Origin of the sequence: Roseibium sp. (assembly GCF_965233565.1) — a bacterium.
Taxonomy (GTDB): Bacteria; Pseudomonadota; Alphaproteobacteria; order Rhizobiales; family Stappiaceae; genus Roseibium.
Map to the genome: position 1 here is coordinate 3,813,457 of NZ_OZ247494.1, position 21,464 is coordinate 3,834,920.

The 21,464-nt window shown below is 60.0% G+C and carries 18 protein-coding genes; 8 read left to right on the forward strand and 10 right to left on the reverse strand.

All coding sequences use genetic code 11. The features are described from left to right. Positions 1–54 precede the first annotated feature (54 nt). From ACO6TG_RS17550 to ACO6TG_RS17560, 3 genes are all read right to left on the reverse strand, one after another. A complete protein-coding gene (locus tag ACO6TG_RS17550; protein ID WP_094073525.1) occupies positions 55–354 on the reverse strand; it encodes an integration host factor subunit beta in 300 nt (99 codons plus the stop codon). A gap of 15 nt (positions 355–369) precedes the next feature. Continuing rightward, complete coding sequence (sppA, locus tag ACO6TG_RS17555) at positions 370–1,356, reverse strand: signal peptide peptidase SppA (RefSeq protein WP_422374372.1); 987 nt, start codon at positions 1,354–1,356, stop codon at positions 370–372. Positions 1,357–1,489: 133 nt separating this feature from the next. Beyond that, positions 1,490–2,647 (reverse strand): SLC13 family permease, encoded by a 1,158-nt coding sequence (locus ACO6TG_RS17560; RefSeq protein ID WP_422374373.1) that lies wholly within the window; start codon positions 2,645–2,647, stop codon positions 1,490–1,492. 229 nt (positions 2,648–2,876) lie between these two features. Here ACO6TG_RS17560 and ACO6TG_RS17565 point away from each other — a divergent pair, with 229 nt between their 5' ends. Then, positions 2,877–4,106: an MFS transporter gene (locus ACO6TG_RS17565; RefSeq protein ID WP_422374374.1), complete on the forward strand. Its 1,230-nt coding sequence runs from the start codon at positions 2,877–2,879 to the stop codon at positions 4,104–4,106. 39 nt (positions 4,107–4,145) lie between these two features. Here ACO6TG_RS17565 and ACO6TG_RS17570 read toward each other — a convergent pair whose 3' ends face one another. After that, the gene (locus ACO6TG_RS17570) at positions 4,146–5,069 is read right to left on the reverse strand and encodes a MurR/RpiR family transcriptional regulator (RefSeq protein ID WP_422374375.1); all 924 of its coding nucleotides are present in this window, start codon (positions 5,067–5,069) and stop codon (positions 4,146–4,148) included. 173 nt (positions 5,070–5,242) lie between these two features. Between ACO6TG_RS17570 and ACO6TG_RS17575 the strand changes: the two genes are divergently transcribed. From ACO6TG_RS17575 to ACO6TG_RS17585, 3 genes are all read left to right on the forward strand, one after another. Then, the gene (locus tag ACO6TG_RS17575; RefSeq protein WP_422374376.1) at positions 5,243–5,752 is read left to right on the forward strand and encodes a TRAP transporter small permease; all 510 of its coding nucleotides are present in this window, start codon (positions 5,243–5,245) and stop codon (positions 5,750–5,752) included. Further along, positions 5,749–7,032 (forward strand): TRAP transporter large permease, encoded by a 1,284-nt coding sequence (locus tag ACO6TG_RS17580; RefSeq protein WP_422374377.1) that lies wholly within the window; start codon positions 5,749–5,751, stop codon positions 7,030–7,032. The genes ACO6TG_RS17575 and ACO6TG_RS17580 overlap by 4 nt, the downstream gene beginning before the upstream one ends. A gap of 70 nt (positions 7,033–7,102) precedes the next feature. Next, the gene (locus ACO6TG_RS17585; protein ID WP_422374378.1) at positions 7,103–8,149 is read left to right on the forward strand and encodes a DctP family TRAP transporter solute-binding subunit; all 1,047 of its coding nucleotides are present in this window, start codon (positions 7,103–7,105) and stop codon (positions 8,147–8,149) included. A gap of 153 nt (positions 8,150–8,302) precedes the next feature. Here the strand turns inward: ACO6TG_RS17585 and ACO6TG_RS17590 are convergent, their stop codons facing one another. The 3 genes from ACO6TG_RS17590 to ACO6TG_RS17600 all read right to left on the reverse strand — a co-directional run bounded on the left by ACO6TG_RS17590 (position 8,303) and on the right by ACO6TG_RS17600 (position 11,860). After that, positions 8,303–8,731, reverse strand: a complete 429-nt coding sequence (locus tag ACO6TG_RS17590) for an FKBP-type peptidyl-prolyl cis-trans isomerase (protein ID WP_422374379.1) — start codon at positions 8,729–8,731, stop codon at positions 8,303–8,305. Positions 8,732–8,916: 185 nt separating this feature from the next. Further along, positions 8,917–11,241, reverse strand: a complete 2,325-nt coding sequence (locus ACO6TG_RS17595; protein WP_422374380.1) for a hypothetical protein — start codon at positions 11,239–11,241, stop codon at positions 8,917–8,919. A gap of 163 nt (positions 11,242–11,404) precedes the next feature. Further along, entirely contained in the window at positions 11,405–11,860 is a 456-nt protein-coding gene (locus tag ACO6TG_RS17600; RefSeq protein WP_422378902.1) for a MarR family winged helix-turn-helix transcriptional regulator, read from the reverse strand. Between the two features lie 235 nt (positions 11,861–12,095). Between ACO6TG_RS17600 and ACO6TG_RS17605 the strand changes: the two genes are divergently transcribed. After that, positions 12,096–14,021, forward strand: a complete 1,926-nt coding sequence (locus tag ACO6TG_RS17605) for an FAD-binding monooxygenase (RefSeq protein WP_422374381.1) — start codon at positions 12,096–12,098, stop codon at positions 14,019–14,021. Between the two features lie 322 nt (positions 14,022–14,343). Here the strand turns inward: ACO6TG_RS17605 and ACO6TG_RS17610 are convergent, their stop codons facing one another. The 3 genes from ACO6TG_RS17610 to ACO6TG_RS17620 form a co-directional block, all read right to left on the reverse strand. Beyond that, positions 14,344–15,336: a substrate-binding domain-containing protein gene (locus ACO6TG_RS17610; RefSeq protein ID WP_422378903.1), complete on the reverse strand. Its 993-nt coding sequence runs from the start codon at positions 15,334–15,336 to the stop codon at positions 14,344–14,346. Positions 15,337–15,421: 85 nt separating this feature from the next. Beyond that, a complete protein-coding gene (locus tag ACO6TG_RS17615; RefSeq protein ID WP_094073533.1) occupies positions 15,422–16,435 on the reverse strand; it encodes an ABC transporter permease in 1,014 nt (337 codons plus the stop codon). 10 nt (positions 16,436–16,445) lie between these two features. Continuing rightward, entirely contained in the window at positions 16,446–17,966 is a 1,521-nt protein-coding gene (locus tag ACO6TG_RS17620; RefSeq protein WP_422374382.1) for a sugar ABC transporter ATP-binding protein, read from the reverse strand. A 137-nt stretch (positions 17,967–18,103) separates the two neighbouring features. Between ACO6TG_RS17620 and mtnK the strand changes: the two genes are divergently transcribed. The 3 genes from mtnK to ACO6TG_RS17635 are packed head-to-tail and all read left to right on the forward strand — an operon-like array spanning position 18,104 to position 21,461. Next, entirely contained in the window at positions 18,104–19,366 is a 1,263-nt protein-coding gene (gene mtnK, locus ACO6TG_RS17625; RefSeq protein WP_422374383.1) for an S-methyl-5-thioribose kinase, read from the forward strand. Next, the gene (gene mtnA, locus ACO6TG_RS17630; RefSeq protein ID WP_422374384.1) at positions 19,363–20,472 is read left to right on the forward strand and encodes an S-methyl-5-thioribose-1-phosphate isomerase; all 1,110 of its coding nucleotides are present in this window, start codon (positions 19,363–19,365) and stop codon (positions 20,470–20,472) included. Before mtnK ends, mtnA begins: the two co-directional genes overlap by 4 nt. Then, positions 20,469–21,461: a sugar-binding transcriptional regulator gene (locus ACO6TG_RS17635; protein WP_422374385.1), complete on the forward strand. Its 993-nt coding sequence runs from the start codon at positions 20,469–20,471 to the stop codon at positions 21,459–21,461. Before mtnA ends, ACO6TG_RS17635 begins: the two co-directional genes overlap by 4 nt. Positions 21,462–21,464 lie beyond the last annotated feature (3 nt).

Here is a 21,464-nt window from a genome sequence, read left to right on the forward strand (position 1 = left end):
CGGAACTTTCCAGATCACGGTTTCATTTTAGATGGTGTCACGTGTGCAGCGCAATCAGTCGTCGCCGTGATCCACACCATCGTTCAACCGGAGCCGCATTTCCTTGCCGGTCTTGAAAAACGGGACGTGTTTCTCGTCCACTTCCACCTTCTGGCCGGTTCTTGGATTGCGGCCGATCCGGGCGGGCCGGTTCTTCACGGAGAAGGCTCCGAAGCCACGCAGCTCGACACGGTCGCCCCGCATGAGTGCCTCAGTGATCTCGTCCAAGATGGCGTTGACGATGTTCTCAACGTCCCGCTGATAGAGATGCGGATTTTGTTCGGCAATATGCTGAACAAGCTCAGATTTGATCATGAAGAGCCCCCTCGCTTAGCGATTATTGTCTGCCGCGTCAGAAGCCTGCCAAACGGACACGAGCCCGTCAAGCGTAAGACCCCGTGGAATCAGCCCCTTAGCGTCATTAATCGGGTCCAGAAGCGCGGAACCGATACCTTTTCCGAATTCTCGGGACACGCGAGAGGAGAATGGCAGCTCCTCCAGGTTCTCTTTTGTGCTCCAGGTAACGACCGGCAGATCCTTTGCAACACCCTTCTCAGTCTCAAGCCAGGAGATCGCGGCTTTTTCGCCGCCGATGGCATCCACCAGCTTCTCAGACATCGCTTCGTGACCGGTCAGAATACGGCCATCCGCCAGCTGACGCGCCTTGGTGGCATCGAGCGAACGGCGTTCTGCGACCAGTCCGACAAACCAGTCATAGGAATCCGTGACCAGGCTCTGCAGCATGGCCCGGGCCTCGGGGCTGACTTGAGAATAGAAATCAGGTTCCGCCTTGAGCGGCGCGCTTTTCACCGCTTCCATTTCAACGCCGACCGTTTCCAGGAGCTTTTCGATGTTGCCGAACTGGAAGAGCACGCCGATCGAACCGGTGATTGTGTTGTAGCGGGCGACGATATGGTCGGCCGACAAGGCAACCATGTAGCCGGCAGACGTGCCGATCGTGCGGATTTCGGCGACAACGGGCTTCTTCTCCGACAATTCGCGGAGAGCTTGGTAAAGCGCTTCGCCGCCGGTGGTGCTGCCACCGGGTGAATTGATCGAGATGACCACGCCCTTGACGGCCGTCGATTTGCCGATCTTCTCGATCATTTTCAGCGTCTTGCGGTCTTCGACGATAAGACCTTCGATCGGGATACGCGCCACGTGGGCAGATCGCTTGGACAGCCCGGACGCACCGGAAGCCAGCAGGATGCCGGTGACAAGCGCCGCGGCGATAACGACGAAGGTCGCAACCCGCCAGAAGGTCACTTTGCGCCTCAGGCGCCGTCTATCAACCAGGGCGTCAATATCAACCGACATGAATTCAGTGTCTCCGGCAAGCGCTTTGAAAACCAATAACCTACATAGGGTGACCTACGCAGAAAATGCAATCGGCTTATGTCGTTTTCGCATCGGAATGCGGCAGATTGCGGCACGGAACGGAAAAACTTTGTCACCGGATGATGGAAGTCATCAGGGCCACCCATGCATAACAGGCGATCAAGGACACGATGGTCACGGGCAGAACGTAACGCGTAAACTGCCAGAACTGAAAAGGTTCAACGCCGTGTTTTTCCGTCTGCTGTACAATGATGACGTTGCTCGCGGCGCTGAGAATGAACAGATTGCCGGCCAGCGTCGAGATCCCCGACAGCAGCATGAGAGTGGCCGTGTCGTGGTCTTTCAGCAGATTGAGATAGATCTCGACCAGAGGCACATTGGAAAACACCTGACTGCCAAAAAAGGCGATCGTCGTGACAAGGGCCCGCTCGTCGAGCTGGTCGTGCCAGGGGGAGAGCCAGGTCTGCAGCACGCCGGATTTGAGAACCGCGCCGGTGACGATGAACATCGACACGAAGAAAACCAGCGTGTGCCAGTCCACTTCCTTCACGAGCTGCAGTCTTTGGTTTGAAAACAGGAAAAGAGGTACGGCCGCAATCAGGCTCAGCGCGCCAAGAGGAAGATCAGGCATCCAGGAACTGCCATGGGCAAAGCTGTCAGTTACGACGAGAACGCACAGCAGGCCGGTAGCGGCCAGGGCCGGCCAGGCACGCATCGTCTGTGCATCCGGGGTGACATGCTCCGGAGCGCCGCCCTTCGGTTCTCGCGCCAGGCAAAACCAGAACCAGAACAGGGCAAAGCCGAGCGAGATCAGGCCCGGGACCGCGAGCCATACCAGGAACGTGCCGACCGGGTTCTTGAAATGACCGTCCGCCACGATCAGTAGGTTCTGCGGGTTGCCGACTGGCGAAAACATGCTGCCGACGGTGACGGCAACGCACAGGGCGATCAGCGGCAAGGCTGCCCGGATGCCGAGATTGGCGGCGATGGCGATGGCCAGCGGTGTCCCGATTGCAGCAGCCGCGTCATTTGTCAGCACGGCCGAAACAACCGTCACAAAACAGAAAAACAGGAACAGCACACGCGGCAGCGATTGCATGTCTGCACAGATCCGGTTGCTGACCCGTTCGGAGATTCCGGAAGCGAACAGCGCGTGAGAAATGGCGAAGACCCCGAAGAGGTAGGCGATCACGTTCCAGTCGATGGCCTGTAAGGCTTCGGTGGGCGATATTCTTGCCGTCACAAGCAGGAGAACGGCCCCCGCGGTCATGATTTGCCATATTTTGACCCAGTCCGGCAGCCATTGCCGAATAGCAATAAATAAAAATACGAAAATAGATACAATTAAACTTAAAGACACGAAATTTGCCTTTGAGTGAGTTGTGGAATTAATTGGTAGACTATTATTCTCAAGAATGGAATATGGAATTTAGGGTAAATATCCTGGCAGTATAACCTGTATAGGTTGGCTGGTATTTGCAGGTTTTAAGGCGGATTTCATGCAGTTGAACAAGCCCTTGCTGGGAGTCAATTTTTTTGCCGGAGATGTGGCGGGAGGGATCGGACCCTATCTTGCGATCTACCTTCTGTCGCTGCAGCATTGGTCGCCCGGGACCATTGGCATTGCGCTCGCCGCGGGCAGCATTGCAACGGTTGTGATGCAGACCCCGGCAGGGGCCATCATCGATGCTGTTAAATGGAAGAGGTTGCTTCTGATCGGGTGCGCTGCAGCGATCGCGGCCAGCACGATCGGCATTCTCGTGTTCAAGGACAGTTTTGCCGTTTTTTCCGCACAGATCTTGATCGGTTCGGCATCGGCCTTTCTCGGACCGGCGATTGCTGCGGTCACGCTTGGCCTGGTTGGGCGGTCAATGTTCACAAAACAAACCAGTGCAAATCAGGCCTGGAACCACGCGGGCAACATGTGTGCGGCGATCCTGGCCGCCATCCTGGCGCTTACCTGGTCGCCGCTTGGTGTGTTCTGGCTGGTGGCGGCGATGGCTTGCGGCATGATCTTCTGCACGACGCTGATCAACAAGGCTGACATCGATCACGAGCTTGCCAGGGGAGGCGTCGACGAAACGAAGGCGGGCGGATCGAAGCCGGAGGGCATCCTGAGCCTGTTCGAGGACCGCCGCCTGCTGGTATTTGCCATATGCATTTTCCTGTTCCACGCCTCGAATGCGGCCATGCTGCCGCTGGTCAGTCAGAAGCTTTCTTCAAGCAGCGATGCGGAACACGGCATTGCCTTTACCTCTGCCTGTATCGTGGCCGCTCAGCTGGTGATGATCGGCATGGCAATATTCTGCGGCAAGAAGGCGGATGTGTGGGGGCGCAAGCCGCTGCTTCTGATCGCATTTCTGGTTTTACCGGTGCGCGGAGTGCTGTTTTCCCAATTCGACAACACCTATGCGCTTGTCGCGATCCAGGCGCTTGACGGCGTCGCCAACGGCATCTTTGCCATGGTGTTCCTGCTGATTCTGGCAGATATCACCAACGGCACGGGACGCTTCAACTTTGCCCAGGGCGTGCTTGCCATGCTGATCGGCATTGGCGCGTCGCTCAGCAACATTGTTGCCGAATACATAGTTGAATTCACCAGCTACACGGTCGGGTTCCTGAGCCTTGCCGGAACGGCTACGCTCGGCCTGGTCCTGTTCTTCTTTTTCATGGAAGAAACGCTGGTGCGTGACCAGGGGGGGAAGGCGGCGACCGCGCCGGCCAGCTAGCGGCGGCCATTGCCCTGACCTCAGAATTTTCTTGCAGTGTCAGTCCCCAAGTGGCTGAGGGCCGGTTCGGCCATGGAATGCGGTCAGGGAGGCCCTGATGCGGCGCAGGTTCTCCGCAGTGGTTGTGGACCGGACCTGGGCCACGGTCATGGCGATCGCATCGACAATGATCAGATGGGCATAGCGGGAGGCTGTCGGCTTGTAGATGTCCGGGTCCTCGGGCAGATCGATGAGCAGGGAGACCTTCGAGATCTGCGCAAGCCGCGACCCCTTTGGAGCAATCGCGATGGTCATGGCGCCATAGCCGCCGGCAATTTCCGCCGCGCTGACCAGTTCCTCTGCTTCACCGCTCGCCGAGATGCACAACAGCACATCCTCCGGGCCAAGCGTTGCTGCGCGCATCTGCAGGAGATAGCTGTCCTCCAGCGCGACGGCCGGAATGCCCAGCCGGAAGAACCGGTTGGCAGCTTCGGTGGCAACCATGGAAGAGCCACCGCCAATGCCAGCGGCCACCAGCTGCCGGCAGTTGGAAATCTCCGAGACGGCCGTTTCCAGGATATCGGGGTCGACCTGGCCACGCATGACATTCGCCGTTGCATAGAGTGCCCCGAGCACCCGGTCGACGGCGGTGTCGCTGGCCACCTGTTCGCTGGCCGGCGGCGGTGAAATATATTGCAGGCTGACGGCCAGGTTCTGGGCGAGACGCAGCTTGAATTCCCGGAACCCGTCACAACCGAGTGTTCTGCAGAAGCGCACAACCGTCGGTGTGCTGACACCGACAGCCTTGGCGAGCTGGGCAATGGTCATGTCGGAGATGTCGGCCAGGTGCGCCTGAACGTAAGTGGCCACCTTCTGCTCTCGTGCAGGAAACCGTCCGTCGTGATCGCGCAGCGCAGAGATCAAATCGATGGCCGCCTGACCGCTGGAACTGTCGCCGGATGGGGTTTTGATTTTTGCCTGCACATGGATCTCCCTGGTTGCAGGATTTGTAATTTGATTACAGAAACGCGTCAATGAGGGTTTCAAACTAGCCCAAATCGCTCCCAAAGTGTAACTAAAAAACAAAAAATGCTTGACTGATGCCTTAATCTGCTTTGAAAATGTAATTAAGGTACATTTTTGGAGTTGGGGGGAACATGCGAGACTGGGCAGCCAAGACCAGCGCGAGACTGAACAAGGGGGTGGAAGCGGTTGTGGCCTTACTGATGGCGCTTCTGGTGCTGGATGTCTGGCTCGGTGTCGTCGACCGCTATTTCTTTCACTGGCAATTGCCGTGGCCGGAGATTATCGCGCGTTACCTGATGATCTGGGCTGCCATGCTGGCAGTGTCCTCCGGGATCGCGCGGCGGGATCACATTGGCCTGACCGCAGCAATCATGCAGGTGCCGCAAGGCTTGCGCCGGGGTGTGTTGATCGCCATAGACCTCTGTATCCTCGCCCTGTTCCTCTATGTCTTCTGGTATGGACTCGGTTTTGCCGAAAGCGGTGCCAAACGCCAGGCCATGATCTTCGGCGTCAGCCTGCAGCCCTTTTACGCAGCTATCCCGACGGCCGCCGCGCTTGCGGTGATCCAGACCGTGCTGGTCATGATCCGGGATACGGGTACCCATCTCGACAATCCTCCGTTTCAGGAGGCGTCCGCATGATTGTCGCGCTTGTCTTTATCGGCTTCGTCCTGCTTGGCATGCCCATCGGTTTTGCCATCGGAGCAGCCGGGGTCATCGGTCTGATCCACATGGGTGGCGACCAGTTCCTCGCCATCGGTCCAAGCCGGATCTTCAACGGCCTGAACATCTTTCCGTTCCTGGCCATGCCGTTCTTCATTCTGGCCGGCGAAATCATGAATCACACCGGCATCACCGATCGGCTGGTGCGCCTTGCCCAGGTGCTGGTCGGACACTTCCGCGGTGGCCTTGCCCATACCAACATGCTTGCCTCGGTCTTTTTCGCGGGCCTGACGGGCTCGGCAACGGCGGATGCCGCCGCCTTCGGCCGCACGCTGGTGCCGGCCATGGTCAAGGAAGGCTACAAGCGTGACTATGCCTGTGCGGTGACGGCCGCAGGCTCCATCATCGGCCCGACCATTCCGCCCTCCGGCCTGATGGTGGTCTATGGATCGCTGATGGGGGTCTCCATCGGCGGGCTCTTCGCGGCCGGTATTCTGCCGGGCCTGATCATCTGCCTGGTCTGCATGGGTGTGATTGCGGTTGGCGCCACGCGAAACAGCCTGCCCAAGGCGGAGCGGCGCGCGAACCTGCGGGAAATCTGGGACGTCTTCGTGTCCTCGCTGACGGCGCTTCTGATGCCGCTGATCATCCTGGGCGGCATCCTGGGCGGGGTGGTCACGCCGACCGAAGCCGCCTCGATCGCTGTCGCCTATGCGCTTTTCATCGGGGCGTTCGTCTACCGGACCCTGACCGTGAAGGCGCTTTACACCATGCTGGTGCGCACCGCACGGATCACCGGGGTCATCTTCGTGATCATCGCCTTTGCCGGCATTCTCGGCTGGTGGATGAGCTTCGAGCGCATTCCGCAGCTGCTCGCGGAAACGATCCTGGGCATGGCGGACAATCGTTATCTTGTGATCGCCATCATCATCGGCTTCCTGCTGATCGTCGGCATGGTCATGGATATCACGGCCATCCTGATCATCCTGGCGCCGGTGCTGGTGCCGCTGACGGCCCAGGTCGGCCTGTCACCGATCCATGCGGGCATCATCTTCGTGCTTGCCCTCAATATCTCGCTGATGACGCCACCCGTCGGCGCCTGCCTGTTCGTCCTGTCCTCAGTTACCGGAGAAAAACTGGAACGCATCGCCATCAAGCTCGCACCGTTCCTGGTCGCCGAGGTGGCGGTCCTGTTCCTGTTTGCCTTCTGGGAAAGCGCGGCCCTGTTCCTGCCGCGCGCCTTCGGGTTCGCCCCGTAGCAAAAAACAAGAACGGCAAAAACCTGCCAAAAAACCTGACAAAACACCTGAAAGAGAAGTGGAGAGAATGATGAAAGCGCTCGCAAAAGGACTGGCCGTCGGCCTTGTCACATCCCTGATGGCCGGCAGCGCACTTGCCGACGGCAAGGTGCTGAAATTCGGTCACGACAACAAGACAGACCCGTTCGAGAACCCGGCGCATGCGTGCACCGCCGTCTTCTCGAACATCGTGGCAGCAGACACCAATGGCGCGGTCGAAGTGGAAGTCTTCGGTTCCAACCAGCTCGGCTCGGCCGCCGAACACGTCCAGCACGTGCGTGATGGCGTCTTGCAGGCGACGCTTACCTCCACCGGGGCGCTTGCCAGCTACTATCCGCGCGTCGACGTTCTGAACCTGCCATTTGCCTTTGCCGACAACGCGGCCACCTACGAAGTCTTCGACGGTGACTTCGGCAAGGCCCTTGCCGCCGATATCGAGGAAACACTTGGCGATGTCGTGGTTCTTGGTTTCCCGGACACGGGCGGTTTCTTCGCGGTCACCAACTCCAAGCAGCCGATCGCGTCGCTCGACGACTTTGACGGCATCCGCATCCGGACGATGACTTTGCCCTCGCATCAGACCATCATCCAGGCGCTTGGCGCCCAGGCCTATCCGCTCTCCTGGGGCGAGGTCTATTCCGGTCTGCAGACCGGCGTGATCGACGGTCAGATGAACCCGGTGCCGATCATTTCCTTTGCCAAGTTCTCCGAAGTACAGAAGTATCTCACCCTGACCAACCACCTGTTCTCGCCCTACACCTTCATGGTCAACCGCGACTTCTTTGAAGGTCTGACGGAAGATCAGCAGGAAACGCTTCGCTATGCGGCTGAAAGCTGCGTTGCCGCCAGCCGCGGCCTGTCGCGTATCATCGAGGCGTCGGACCGGGGACTTGCGGGCCTGATGGACAAGATGGAAGTCACCGCCCTGAGCGCCGATCAGCGCGCAGCCATGGCAGCTGCAACGCAGCCGGCTTTCGAAACCCACATTGCGGAAAACCTGGACGGCAAGGCCAACGAGCTTCTGGCGAGCTTCAAGGCGGAAGTCGAAAAGGCCAACGGCAGCGTCTATATGGACTAAGCGCCAGCTGAAATCCTGCTGCCTGAAACAAAGCCCCGCAGGCAACTGCGGGGTTTTTCAATATTCAGTAGAGCCCCAAACTCGTCATCCTGGTCACTGTGCGAACCGGGAGAGCGAGGCAAGGACAGAAAAGAACCGGCACTAACTTCCGGCTCAGTTGATCCCGGTGATCTGGATTTCGAAGATCAGGACCTTGCCTGCCAGGGGATGATTGGCGTCCAGCACAACCTCGTCGTCGGAAATCTCAACGACGGTAACGGTCATCATCTGGCCGTTATCTGTCTGGGCCTGCAGCTGCATGCCGATCTGCAGTGGCACGTTTTCCGGAATATTCGACCGCGGTACGGCCTGGCGTGCAGCCGGATTGTGGGGGCCATAGGCGTCATCCGGCTCGATGCGCACCGTCTTTTCGTCACCCACCTTCATGCCTGGAATGGCCCGGTCGAGGCCCGGGATGATCTGGCCGGAGCCGACGGTGAATTCCAGAGGCTCCCGGCCTTCGGAACTGTCGAAGACGGACCCGTCATCCAGGGTGCCCTTGTAGTGAAGTTGAACCGTGTCGCCGGCTTTGGCTTCGGTCATGATGCGTTTCGCAATTCTGTCTCGGGGTGAGTTTTGAGGCCGCGTCAGCAGGTACTCGTCGTAGGGGCAAGCCTAAAGAAGCGGCGCCAAATGTAAAGGGACGGGCTGTGAACGTGCGCAGGCGGGCAAAACCCGCCGGACTGCGTCGGCTTCACCCGGACTATACCGGGGTAAACAGGGAGCCCTCAGCCAAGCTTGAGCGTGTATTTCGGGACACCGTAAAGGCTCAGAAATGTTCGTTTGGCCAGGCCATCCTGTTCAAGCTTCTTCAGCGCTTTTTCCAGATCCGCCACCGCCGGGATCCTGACGCCCTTGGCAAGCGCTTCGTTTTCCTTGTCCTCTTTCATCGCCTTTATCACCGAGGCTGCCGACAGGGCCTCTGACTTGGCGAACATATAGGCCAGCGCATCGCGAACGTCGTCGGCGAAGCTGGCATAGATCTGTATCTGAGCCCGTTCGGTGAAGGTTTGCAGGACAATTCTGCTGACGGCTTCCATCAGCCATTTGCGTGGCCCGGCAAAAAACCAGGGTAGCCCATTCCAGAGAATCCGGAAAAACAGGCGCTGCACCCAGCCGGCAGCGCGCAGATTGACCAGGTGTCCGGCGACCTTGTCGAAGCGGATTTCGGCCTGTTTTTTCAGGCGCATGAGCGCGGCGGGCGACATGACGGGCCAAAGCGGTTCATGAATCGGGTCGACAAGCGGATCCTGCCCGCCACCGGCAACCGGAGCCAGATTTACAATCCGTCGCGTTAGATTGTCCTGGGTCCTGATCAGGTGAGTCTTGCCATCCTTGCGTTTGGCGCGGGCTTCTGCGGCATCGGGGTGGTCGTTGCCCAGCTGCAAGACAGGATTGTCGGCATCCAGCAGAAAGGCCTTTTCCAGAAATCTCTGGCAGTTGCGCTGCCCCAGAACAAAATCGTGTGCGCGAAAGCTTTCGTCGAAAAAGCCGCTGAAGCCGCTCAGGGTGCCGCAGGCGATGGCATCGGCACCGCGCAGGTTTTTGTTGTTGTCGCGCGGATCTTTCCGGCTGGGAGCAATCAGAAATCTGGAATAGACGCTGTCTTCCTGAGCGTTCAGAAGTTCGCTTTGTTTGAAGCGTGCCTGGCTGATCAAGGTCGGCAACAGTCTGCCGACGCTGATCAGGAGGGAACTGAGCTTTTCAGCGGCCTTTTCCGTCATGGGCTGATAGTGCGCGCCTTCGGGAAACGGATCGATCATAATGACAGCCCGATCGGCACGGTCGCCCTCGCGTGGATTGTCAAGCAGCCTGGCTTCGCCGGATTTGGCTGAGCGGCGAATGGCAAAGCGTGCAAGTTCAAAGGGTTCATTGTTGATGACGCCACCGTCAACGGAGATATACGGGGTCTTGTCGTCAGCTTTCTTGGTTTCGTTGCCAAAGTTGGGACGTGGCAACGGGCTCAAAAAAGGCTCCGGCAGCTCCAGCGGAAGAGCTCCACCTTCTGAATAGCGTTTGTCCGGATCAAGGGATCCGAGTTGGAGCGCGGTTGCATCCACATATCGTGGGGCCAGGCCAAGGGGAAAGGCACCCGACGCAATCGAGGACACCGTCAGCGCGTACCAGGAGGACTTTTTGTCCGACAGGAAGGGCACATGCCCGGCCGGGTCTCGTTCTCTCGGGTCGAGTGTTATGCCTTTGTCCCGCCACCGGATCAGCCACGGCGAAGGGAAAGCAGTTGTACCCAGGTCCTGGATCCGGAAATGGCGAACCGCATCATGCTTCTGCATCCAGTAACTGTCGTTCTTGCCGGAAAACTGGACTTCGTAGACAACGCCGTTCAGGCTCGTATTGGTGATGAATATATCGAGATCGGCTGCCAGAAAATCGTAGCGCATTCCGTCGGCCAGGGCATTGATGCCATCAAGGCAAGGACTGGCGGCTTCATCGATATGGGTGCTGTCGAGAACGGAACGGACATAGGGTGTTTCGGGTTTGGCAGGCTGGCCGATCAGAAGCTTGTCCGGATCGTCGAGATCAACCGTTCCAAGGAAGCCTTCGAAGGTCTGGCTTCCGGCTTTTTGCTCCCAAAGCGTGATGTTCTTGACCCAGGCGTCGAAGATCGGCGCCAGCACGTAGTGGCATTTTGCTGGTTGCTGACTTGCTCTTTCGGCGGCCCCAGCAGTCTCGGTAGGCGCGGTCTTGTAAGGGAAGGAATAACCTGCCTGCAAACGGCCCGGGTTGTCCATTCGGGCCTTGATGAGGCTTGCGATGGCAAGGCCGATGCACATGCCCCCTGCCGAGGCGCCGGTCATGGATTTGATGACTACCTTGTGCCGGGGAGCGGCGCTGCTGCCGTCGTCTCTGTGTTTTTCCACCAGGTCGTTGTGGGCATCGACCGCCCGAAACAGATAGTCGAGCACACCGGCGGTATAGGCTCCGGCAGAGACTGCGCCGGCCATGGTCAAGCCGATAACAAAAACCGGATGACCGTCCTTGTCGCGCTCGAACGGTTCGCTCGAAACGTCTGGTTCACTTGTGCTGTCCGTCACGCCAATGCTCCCCCGATAGATCGGCGCCGTTCCGCCAACCGGCAGCCCAAATCTGCTGCAGCAGGAGAGGGACAGCCGTGGCAACTATTCTATAAATTGCGTCAGAAAAGCAATGCTCGCATTGGTTAAACTTTTTGTCTGCCGTGTTCGCTCGTTTTGGGCATCAGGAACCGTTTTTCCGATGGCCGCGCAATGGCGCGCGGCTGAGATCGTTGACGGCGTCGGTCGCCTTGCGCAGCAAGTGCAAAAAGGTCTCGGCTTCTTCTTTTTCCAGGCCGCTGAGCATCACATCTTGCGCTGTTGCGACGGCTGGAGTGAGTGTTTCAAGAGCGGCGTGGCCCTCTGGCGTCATATGCAGGACGCGCGCACGACGGTCTTTTTCGCTCACCTCGCGTGAAAGAAAGCCCTTCTGCACCAGGCGATCGACCACACCTGCGATCGTGGTCCGGTCATAGGCAATCAGCCCGGCCAGGGTGATCTGGTCGATGCCGGGCTTGGCTGCGATCGTGACGAGCGCCGCATATTGCACCGGTGTCAGGTCGATACCCGCTGCCTCGACTTCCGCGTGAAACACGGCCACCGCGATTTGTTGCAGTCGCCGGATCAGGTGTCCGGGCATGTCATTCAGGTGGGTCACATTCGTCTCCGGGATTAAAAGATCAGTATACTGATTAAATTTGACGCCCTCTATTTAGTCAGTATACTGATTAAATTGAATGCGTCGAGGGATCTGCCACGAAGGGAGGTCTTGAAGGGTGTGGCCTCGCCGGTTGGTACGCGGTCGGGAAGCCGCTGAAAGCAGCGTGAAGTCGGCACATTCAGAACCCGGATCCGAATTGGGAGGACATCGCGTCATGCAGTTTCATCTGAACGGTTTCAAGGCAGGGGACCCGGCGATCTCAGAGAGAACCGGAAGTCCTGCGCGTTCGGAAAACGTTCCGGAGGAAGTTGATGTCCTGATCGTCGGTTGTGGCCCGGCAGGCCTGACCCTGGCGGCTCAACTTGCCGCGTTCCCGGAGATCCAAACTCGGATCGTCGAACAAAAACCCGGGCCATTGAAGCTGGGACAGGCGGACGGGATCGCGTGCCGGACCATGGAAATGTTCAACGCCTTTGGATTTGCCGAACGGGTCGAAAGGGAGGCCTACTGGGTCAATGAGACCGTGTTCTGGAAACCGGACCCGGAAGAGCCCTCCCGGATAGCACGCAGCGGCCGGGTTCAGGATGTCGAGGACGGCCTTTCGGAGTTCCCCCATGTGATCCTGAACCAGGCCCGTGTGCATGACCATTTTCTGGGAATCATGAAGAACGCGCCCAACCGCCTGGAGCCGGATTACCACCGCAAGCTGACAAGCCTTGAGATCGACCCGGCGCCCTCGGCAGAAGACCATCCCGTGACAGTGCGTCTTGAACGAACGGACCCGGGCCACGAGGGTGAGGTTGAAACCGTCCGCGCCAGATATGTTGTCGGCTGCGACGGTGCACGCAGCGTTGTGCGCAAATTGTTGGGTGGAGAGCTCAAGGGCGACAGCGCCAACCAGGCCTGGGGTGTCATGGACGTGCTTGCGGTCACCGACTTCCCGGATATCCGCTACAAGGCGCTGGTGCAGTCCGCGGCCGAAGGCAGCATCCTGATCATTCCGCGCGAGGGCGGTTATCTCGTGCGCATCTATGTGGAACTCGACAAGCTGAAGCCGGATGAGCGCGTTGCCAACCGGAACATCACGGTTGGCTACCTGATTGAGGCCGCTCGCCGCATATTGGCGCCACATACACTGGAGGTGAAGGAAGTCGCCTGGTGGTCGGTTTACGAGATCGGCCAGCGGATCTGCGATGCGTTCGACGATGTGCCTCAGGATCAGGTGAGGGAGCGCCTGCCGCGGGTCTTCATTGCAGGCGATGCCTGTCACACACACAGCCCCAAGGCCGGGCAGGGCATGAATGTCTCCATGCAGGACACATTCAATCTCGGCTGGAAACTGGCCCATGTGCTGACCGGCCGGAGCGGACCGGATCTGCTCTCAACCTACTCGGCCGAACGGCGGGCGATTGCACAGACGCTGATCGATTTCGACCGTGACTGGGCGCGTCTGGTCAGTGCGCCCGTGAAGTCGGAGCAAAATCCGGATGGGGTCGATCCGGCGGACGTGCAGAAATACTTTGTCCAGCACGGCCGTTATACGGCGGGCACGGCCACCTTGTATCAGCCGTCCGTTCTGACCGGTGATGGCACGCACCAGCACCTGGCCAGGGGCTTTGTCACCGGCATGCGGTTTCATTCGGCGCCGGTCATTCGCCTGGCCGATGCCAAACCGGTTCATCTGGGGCATGTGGTTGAGGCGGATGGCCGTTGGCGGATTTTCGCCTTTGGTGGTCACACGGATCCGGGGGGGACAGACTGCGCCGTTCGGCAGCTTTGCGATTTTCTGCAGTCCGATCCGGCTTCTCCGGTGCTGCGACATACGAGGACGGGGGAGGATCCGGACTCCATCCTAGATGTGCGCGCTGTCTTTCAGCAGGGACATCGCGACCTCGCGCTTGAAAAAATGCATGCTTTTCTGCTGCCGGAAAAGGGAGGCTATGGTCTCAAGGACTATGAAAAGGTCTTCTGCCCGGATCTGAAGGACGGTCCGGACATCTTCGATCTGCGCGGCATCGACCGCAACGCCGGCTGCCTGGTGATCGTGCGCCCCGACCAGTACGTCGCCGAGGTCCTGCCGTTGGAGGCGCATGCCGCGCTGTCTGCCTTTTTCGATCGGGTGCTTTTGCATCGGAACTGAAAAAGCCCGGCAACTTGCCGGGCTTTCAAACTGCTGACAAACCCTCAGCGCGTCATTCCGGACAAGTGCAGCGTGGCTGCGCGCCGATCCGGAACCCAGCGGATCAGCGCGAGTGGAAGCGAGCACAAAACCAATCAAGCGTCTGACTTTATTGATAAAGTCGCGCCTGCAGCGCGAAGTGTTCGCTGGGTTCCGGATCTGGCTATGCAGCTACGCTGCAGACCGTCCGGAATGACGGAGTGACTTTGTTAAAATCCTGAAAGCCCGGCAATTTGCCGGGCTTTGTCGCGACGGTGGATCAATCCGTCCACCTCACCGGATTTCACCGCGCGGGAAGCGGGATCCATTCGGCGACTGCCACATCAGCGTGCTGGAACTGCGGCATTTTCTTGCCGAGATCATCCATGTTCTTGACGTCCTGCTCGTTCAGGAAATCCTGTGTGATGAGCGTCGGCGGCACGATGACCTGCGCCCCCGGATTGTTGCCGGCAAGCATCAGGGCAAGGCTCCGGACGCTGACTTCACCGACAACGGCCGGGTTGGTCGCAACGGTTGCCTTCCAGGCGGAATCCGGTTCGCGCATTGCCGAAATATCGGCGGTGGAGACGTCCGCGGAGTAGATCGAGATGTCCTGATTGAGACCGGCTTCGTCAACAGCGATCTTCACACCCTTGGCGAACTCGTCATAGGGAGCGAAGACCACATTGATCGTCGGGTTTGCCTGCAGCACGGACCGGGCCTGGTTGGCCACGGAGTTGGCGATCGGGTTGTCGAGCGTGCCGAACATGGCCGCTTCCTTGATGCCCGGATTGGCTTCCTTCACTTCCTTCCAGGCGACATCCCGGCGGTCGAGCGGTGCGATACCGGGCACATAGACATAGCCGGCAGTAAAGCTGTCGCCATTGTCCTTGATGGCCTGTTCCAGGGCCAGCTTGCCAAGGAGGTAATCCGACTGCTCGATCTGCGGAATGGCCTCGTTCTCGACATTGACGTCAAAGGCAACCACCTTGATGCCTGCATCGACGGCGCGCTGCGCTGCGGCCTTCATGGACTCCGTCAGGCCGTGCTGAATGATGATGCCGTCGACTTCCAGAGCAATGGCCTGGTCCACCATGTCGGCCTGAAGCGCGGCGTCCTGGCGGCTGTCGAAGACGCGCAGATCGACGCCGAGTGCTTCTGCCTGGCGCTCGACACCGGCAAGGTAGGACTGGAAGAAGTCGCCGGTCGACAGGTAGCGCACAAGCGCGATCTTGACGTCTTCCGGCTTGTCGAACGGGGCCGGCATGTCGGCTGCGAACGCACTTCCTCCGGTCATCGCCACACCGGCTGCGACCGCGAGCTTGATGAATTCTCTTCTCAACATATTGCTTCCTCCCTATCAGAGCGGCGCCTTTAGGGCGTCACGTTGTTCTCCTGCCGCCGCGGCGCGACGACAGGTAGAATGTGAAGACAAGGGCGGCGACCAGAACGGCGCCCTTGACGAAATCCTGCATGTAGTAGGGGGCGTTCATCATGGTGAGCCCCTGAAGAAGAATGCCGACGAACAGTGCACCGGCGGCGGTTCCGAAGGCGTTTGGACGGGCAGCGCCCAGAACGGCGAACCCGATCAGGGCGGCCGCAACACTGTCCAGAAGCAGATTGTTGCCGGAGGCAATGTCGCCGCGGCCGAGGCGTGCGGCCAAAAGGATGCCGCCGACCGAGGCCAGCATGCCGGAGATCATGTAGGCGATGATCTTGTAGCGCTGGACATTCGTGCCGACGAGGCCGGCCGCGCGTTCATTCGAGCCGATGGCATACATCAGCCTGCCGTGGCGGGTGTAGCCGAGGAACAGCCAGATGAAGAGGGCGATCAGCAGGAAGACGACCACCGGGACCGGCAGAAGCCTGTCGAGAAACAGATCGAACCGGTGCCGGCCAAGCCAGAGAAAGGCGGCGGAAAAGGTACCTTCCGCAACAGATCCGTCCGGAAGGCTCATGCCGGTGGCGATGGAATTGCCCTGGGTCGGAATGCGCTGAAGACCGATCAGAAGGAACATCATGCCGAGCGTGGCAAGCAGGTCGGGGACACGCATCTTGACGATCAGCAGACCGTTGACCAGGCCGACGAGCGCCCCCATGGCAAGGCACAGGCCGACGGCGACAATGGCAGGCTGCTCCAGGATCACCATGGAATAGGCGGACAGCATCAGGGCGGAGGTGGCGACGGAGCCGATCGACAGGTCGAAACCGCCGACGACCAGGGTGCAGGTCACGCCGAGCGCGAGAATGCCGGTGATGGCGACGGACTGAAAGATGAAGACCGCAGAGCGCGGGCTGGCAAATCCGCTCGCATAAAGGCTGAAGAACACGGCCAGCCCGAAGAGAAGGACGAGAAAACCGTATCGGATGGCGAGTTCGAGTGCGTTCTTGTTCATGAGCTTTTGTTTATCCCGCCAGGGCTTGTGTCTGGGTCTGGTCCGGGCCGGAGACATCGGCAACCAGACTGTTCAGATCGACATTTTCATTGAGGTATTCGCCGGAAATCTCGGCCTCGTGCAGAACGATGATCCGGTCCGCGATTTCGAGGGCCTCGTCGATTTCGGCGACGAAGACGAGTGTGGTGCGATCGGCGGCGCTCTGCCGGATGTACCGCCCGATATCGCGGCGGGCGCCGATGTCGACCCCCTGGAAAGGCTCGTCCAGAAGCAGGACGCGTGAAGCCTTGAGCAGCCAGCGGCCGATCATCACCTTCTGCTGGTTTCCGCCCGACAGGGTGGAGATGTCGTCGCGGTCGCTCTGACACACCACGCCCAGCCTGTCGATCATGTCGCTCGCAGCCCGTCTCTGAGCGCGATCGCTCAGGAACGAGAACCGGCTGAACGCCCCCAGGAACGGCAGGGTCATATTGTTGGCGATGTCGAAATCCGCGATCACGGCATTCACGGAGCGGTCCTTGGGAGACATGAAGACCCCTTGCGACACGGCATCTGCCGCCCCCTTGGGCCGATACGGTCGACCATCCAGCTTCAGGCCGCCGGCGGCAGGCGCTGACCGGCCGAAAATGACTTCGGCGAGCTCGGTGGTGCCGCTGCCCAGAAGGCCGGTGACGGCGATGACCTCGCCTTCGCACGCAGTGAGGTTGATCGCCGGACTGCCCTCAAAAAGACGCAACCCGCTGATTTCAAGGACCGGGGCCCCACCCTGGACCGGGGTGATGTCGACCTCGGTCATCTGATGGCCGAGCATTGCATTGACCGCACCGACATAATCGAGCGGCTCTGTCTCGAACAGGCCGGAAATCGCCCCGTCGCGCATGGACACGATCCGGTCGGCGACGCGGCGGATATCGGACATGCGGTGGGAAATGTAGAGAATGGCGACGCCTTCCGCCCGCAGCCTGTCGATCAGCGAGAAGAGGCGTTCTGCCTCCGAGGCCGAGAGGGAGGAGGTGGGCTCGTCCAGAATGAGCAGTTTCGGAGCCCGGGCCATGGCGCGGGCAATCGCAATCATCTGACGGTCGGCGACATCGAGGTCCGCGACCCGCGTGCGCACATCCATGTCGAGGCCCATGCTGCGGGCAATTTCGCGCGCCTGCTGGCGCAGTTTGCGGTCGTTCACGAACAGGCCGGCGCCGGGTTCCGTCAGGCGGTCCAGCGTCAGGTTGGTCGCCACATCAAGGTCCGGAATGACACCGTCGTCGATGGACTGGTGCACTGTCACGACGCCCTTCGAGATGGCGTCAGCCGGATCGGCAGGCTCATAGTGCGAGCCGTTGAGAACGAGGTTCCCGGCGTCCGCGAAATGATAGCCGCAGAGAATTTTCACGAGCGTGGACTTGCCGGCGCCATTGGCGCCCATCAGGGCCGTGACCTCGCCGGCGCGCAGCTCCAGATCGATGCCGCGCAGCACGTGATTCTGCCCGAAGGACTTCTCCAGTCCGCTCAGTTTGCAGGTGACCTCTACCACCTTTCCTCCCAATTCCAGGCGAGCATGGCTCTCGCTTGAAACCGTTACAGCATGCAAAATAGTCATTTGTCAACAGCGTTGACTTTTGAATAAAACTACCTTTTAGTCGGGGCAAATCGGGAGGAAAGAGCAAAAAGATGGACAAGCCAGATCAGTATCGGGCGCTGACGCCCGAGGAACTCGGGGCGCGCCTGGCCGCGGTTCCCGCCATTGCTGAGAGGGTTGGGGCCGACCCGGCGAACTGGAAGGTGCAGGAGGTCGGCGACGGCAATCTGAACCTGGTGTTTATCGTCGAAGGTCCACTGGGCACGGTGATCGTCAAGCAGGCGCTGCCCTATGTCCGTCTGGTCGGTGACAGCTGGCCCCTGCCGCTCTATCGCGCCTATTACGAAAATCATGCCCTTGTGCGTCAGGCCGAGCGCGATCCGGGCGCGGTGCCCGAGATCTACCATTTTGACGAGGTCCAGGCCCTGATCGTCATGGAATTTCTGGCGCCGCACAAGATCCTGCGGCGCAAGCTGATCGACGGCGAGACCGTTGACGGGCTGGGGGGCTTTCTGGGTCGCTTTTGCGCACGCACGGCCTTTCGCGGGTCCGAACTCTCCATGAAAAGCGCAGACAAGAAACAGGATGTCGGCCTGTTTTCGGGCAACGTGGAGATCCCGGCCATTACCGAAGCGCTGGTCTTCACCGATCCCTATTTCGGCGCGGAAATGAACCACCACACGGAAGGGCTTGATCCCGTGGTGGAACAGCTGCGGTCCGATGCACAGCTGAAGGCGCGCGTCCAGCGTCTCTTGATGAAATTCGCGTCGAACACCGAAACCATGGTGCATGGCGATCTGCACAGCGGCTCAATCATGTCGACGGACAGCGACAGCCGGGTCATCGATCCGGAATTCGTACAATACGGCCCGATGGGTTTCGACCTCGGCATGCTGACTGCCAATTTCCTGATGGCCTATTTCAGTCAGCCCGCGCATCGCAGCGCTGGGGAGTTGGAGAGCTATCAGGACTGGATCCTCGCGGTCGTTGAGGAAACCCTGGCCGAGTTTGATGCCGAGTTCCGGCGCCTCTGGGACACTGAGCGTACCGGCATGCTCTACCCTGCGAGCCTGTTTGAAGACCAGGGACACGCGTCCCATGAGGCCTGTGCCGCTCTGCTTGCCGAAATTCGCGCCGAGGCCCTTGGTTTCTGCGGGATCGAGATGCACCGGCGCACGCTCTCACTTGCGCACAATGCCGACTTTGAGGATATCGAAGACACGGGTCTGAAACGCCGCCTGGAAGCGCGCAATCTCGCCATGGGGGCGGACCTCATCCGCACTGCCGAAACGCTCGGCAACACAAAAGAACTTCTCGATCTTGCCCGCCTCTATAACGCAAAGGACGTCCTATGAAGGTCAACGGCACACATTACCGCTCGCTCTGGTGGGACGCGGACAAGGGGGCCTTGCAGATCATCGATCAGCGGTGGCTGCCGCATGAGTTTCGCATCCAGCAGGTCGACACATTGCAGGATTTTGCCGACGCGATTGTTGAAATGCGTGTGCGCGGTGCGCCGCTGATCGGCGCGACGGCGGCTTATGGCATGGCCCTGGCGGCCCGGCTTGACCCCTCGGATGCACATCTGGACGAAGCCTTCGCGTTTCTCGACAAGACCCGCCCGACGGCAATCAATCTGCGGTGGGCCCTCACGCGCAGCAGGACGTATCTGAAGACGCTTGCCGAGGCTGATCGCGCGGAGGCCGCGTTGAAACTGGCCCATGAGATTTCCGATGAAGACGTTGAAATCAATCGCAACATCGGCCTGAACGGGCTGGAGATCATCCGGGAGATTGCTGCCAGGAAAAAGAACGGTGAACCGGTCCGGATCCTGACCCATTGCAACGCCGGCTGGATTGCAACGGTTGATTGGGGAACCGCGACCAGCCCCATGTATCAGGCCCATGACGCCGGCATCCCGATCCATGTCTGGGTCGACGAAACCCGGCCGCGCAATCAGGGCGCCCTGACCTCCTGGGAGCTGGGCAGTCACGGCATTCCGCATACCTACATCACCGACAATGCCGGCGGACATCTGATGCAGCACGGCCAGGTCGACCTCGTGATCGTCGGAACCGACCGCACCACGCGCCGGGGAGATGTGTGCAACAAGATCGGCACCTATCTGAAAGCCCTGGCGGCCAGGGCCAACAATGTTCCCTTCTATGTCGCCCTGCCGTCGCCGACCATCGACTGGACGGTGGATAATGGCGTCGCAGAAATCCCGATCGAGGAACGCCTTGAGCGCGAAGTGACCCATGTCCAGGGGCTGACAGAGGCCGGCGAGATCGCGCAGGTGCAGGTGACGCCGGTCGGTACGCCCGGCGGCAACCCGGCCTTCGACGTAACGCCGAACCATCTGGTGACCGGACTGATCACGGAACGTGGCATCTGTCAGGCAAGCGCGGATGGGCTCGCCGAACTGTTTCCCGATCTCAGCAAGTTCAAAGAGAGCGCATGACGGGCGGCGGCGCCAAATCCAGGTCGCCGGAGGGAAAGGCGGCCATTCGCGCAAGATCCCAGGACGAGGCGATCATCGAAGTCACCTGGTGCTACTACCAGGAAGGCATGAACCAGAACGAGATCGCCGAGCGTCTGGGCATTTCGCGGGCGACGGTCGTCAACTATCTGTCCGAGGCGCGCCGGCGCGATTATGTGCGCATCAGTCTCGATACGTATATCTTCCGGAACCAGGAGCTGGCACGCGCGCTCGTTGACCGTTTCGGGCTGCAGGACGCCATCGTGGTGCCGTCAGCGCCCGGAGAGCCGGACCCGTCGCTCGACCGGGTGACACGGGTGGTGGCGGACTGGCTGCCCAGCCTGCTGGAGCCTGGGGACCGGCTTGGCGTTGCCTGGGGCGAGACCGTCTACCGGGTGGCCGAAGCCGCCCCCAGAACCACTGTGGAAGACCTGACCGTAGTGCAGCTGGTCGGGTCCCGTCCGGCGGCACTCGGCTTTGCGGCGGAGACCTGTTCGGCGACCCTGGCGCGCCGCTACGGAGCGCATTGCGTCAACCTGCATGTGCCGTTGCTGCTGTCGGAGCGTGATCTCGCCGAACGCCTCAAGCAGGAGCCGGTGATCCGGATGCAGCTCGACGCCGTTGCCGACTGCAACAAGACCCTCTTTGCCTGCGGCACCTGCACCGCGGACAGTCACGTGGTGCACACGGGGCTCCTGGATCCCTCCGACGTTGAGGCATGTGCCTCGAAAGGAGCGACCGGCGTGATTTGCGGGCGGCTCATCGATCAGGACGGCAAGGGTCTCGACCGGGAGATCGAGGATCGCATGATTGCGGTCACCCTGGAACAGATGCGCGGCAAGGATATGGGACTATTGGTCGGTGCCGGCGAAAACCGGGCAAGGCCGATGCTGGCTGCCATTCGCGGCGGTTACGCCACCCATGTCGCGACCTGTTCCAGAACCGCTGCAGAAATGCTCAATCTCGCGTGACAC

Excerpts from the sequence above, each read along its gene's own strand:
- ACO6TG_RS17550 (WP_094073525.1), bottom strand. The coding sequence starts at position 354 with ATGATCAAATCTGAGCTTGTTCAGCATATTGCCGAACAAAATCCGCAT.
- sppA (WP_422374372.1), bottom strand. The coding sequence starts at position 1,356 with ATGTCGGTTGATATTGACGCCCTGGTTGATAGACGGCGCCTGAGGCGC.
- ACO6TG_RS17560 (WP_422374373.1), bottom strand. The coding sequence starts at position 2,647 with ATGACCGCGGGGGCCGTTCTCCTGCTTGTGACGGCAAGAATATCGCCC.
- ACO6TG_RS17565 (WP_422374374.1), top strand. The coding sequence starts at position 2,877 with ATGCAGTTGAACAAGCCCTTGCTGGGAGTCAATTTTTTTGCCGGAGAT.
- ACO6TG_RS17575 (WP_422374376.1), top strand. The coding sequence starts at position 5,243 with ATGCGAGACTGGGCAGCCAAGACCAGCGCGAGACTGAACAAGGGGGTG.
- ACO6TG_RS17580 (WP_422374377.1), top strand. The coding sequence starts at position 5,749 with ATGATTGTCGCGCTTGTCTTTATCGGCTTCGTCCTGCTTGGCATGCCC.
- ACO6TG_RS17585 (WP_422374378.1), top strand. The coding sequence starts at position 7,103 with ATGAAAGCGCTCGCAAAAGGACTGGCCGTCGGCCTTGTCACATCCCTG.
- ACO6TG_RS17590 (WP_422374379.1), bottom strand. The coding sequence starts at position 8,731 with ATGACCGAAGCCAAAGCCGGCGACACGGTTCAACTTCACTACAAGGGC.
- ACO6TG_RS17600 (WP_422378902.1), bottom strand. The coding sequence starts at position 11,860 with ATGCCCGGACACCTGATCCGGCGACTGCAACAAATCGCGGTGGCCGTG.
- ACO6TG_RS17605 (WP_422374381.1), top strand. The coding sequence starts at position 12,096 with ATGCAGTTTCATCTGAACGGTTTCAAGGCAGGGGACCCGGCGATCTCA.
- ACO6TG_RS17610 (WP_422378903.1), bottom strand. The coding sequence starts at position 15,336 with ATGACCGGAGGAAGTGCGTTCGCAGCCGACATGCCGGCCCCGTTCGAC.
- ACO6TG_RS17615 (WP_094073533.1), bottom strand. The coding sequence starts at position 16,435 with ATGAACAAGAACGCACTCGAACTCGCCATCCGATACGGTTTTCTCGTC.
- mtnK (WP_422374383.1), top strand. The coding sequence starts at position 18,104 with ATGGACAAGCCAGATCAGTATCGGGCGCTGACGCCCGAGGAACTCGGG.
- mtnA (WP_422374384.1), top strand. The coding sequence starts at position 19,363 with ATGAAGGTCAACGGCACACATTACCGCTCGCTCTGGTGGGACGCGGAC.
- ACO6TG_RS17635 (WP_422374385.1), top strand. The coding sequence starts at position 20,469 with ATGACGGGCGGCGGCGCCAAATCCAGGTCGCCGGAGGGAAAGGCGGCC.